The organism is Faecalibacterium sp. DFI.5.82 (genome assembly GCF_029076575.1).
GTDB lineage: Bacteria > Bacillota > Clostridia > Oscillospirales > Ruminococcaceae > Faecalibacterium > Faecalibacterium duncaniae.
The window spans coordinates 1-287 of record NZ_JARFIS010001169.1 but is presented as its reverse complement, the minus strand read 5'-3'; the positions used below and the strand labels follow the sequence as shown (position 1 = coordinate 287).

Genomic DNA, 287 nt, shown 5'->3' with positions numbered 1-287 from the left:
ATTTGCATAGCTTTCCGTCTGACTTTCCAGATAGACAATTTCTAATGCCAGAAACCGATCATCGCAGAAGTAAGACATCAAACCCAGCAATTCCTGTTCTGCTGTTTTCAGTGCAACACGATTCGGGAAATATGCAGTGTCCATCGTTTTCCAATTCGTCTGCCATCCCATGCTGGCAGTCTGCTGAAAATCCAGCTTTCCCGCCGCCACTACATGTTCTGGCACTTTTGCACCATCCTGCAACCGGGTAACTTGCAGTTTCAGCTTCTTCTTATTCTCCCCCGATG

At 47.0% G+C, this 287-nt stretch carries 1 protein-coding gene; it reads right to left on the bottom strand.

Annotated features, from left to right (window positions below):
- Positions 1–287: hypothetical protein (locus P0G09_RS20590; protein WP_275253610.1), on the bottom strand; the 287-nt coding region annotated here is incomplete at both ends.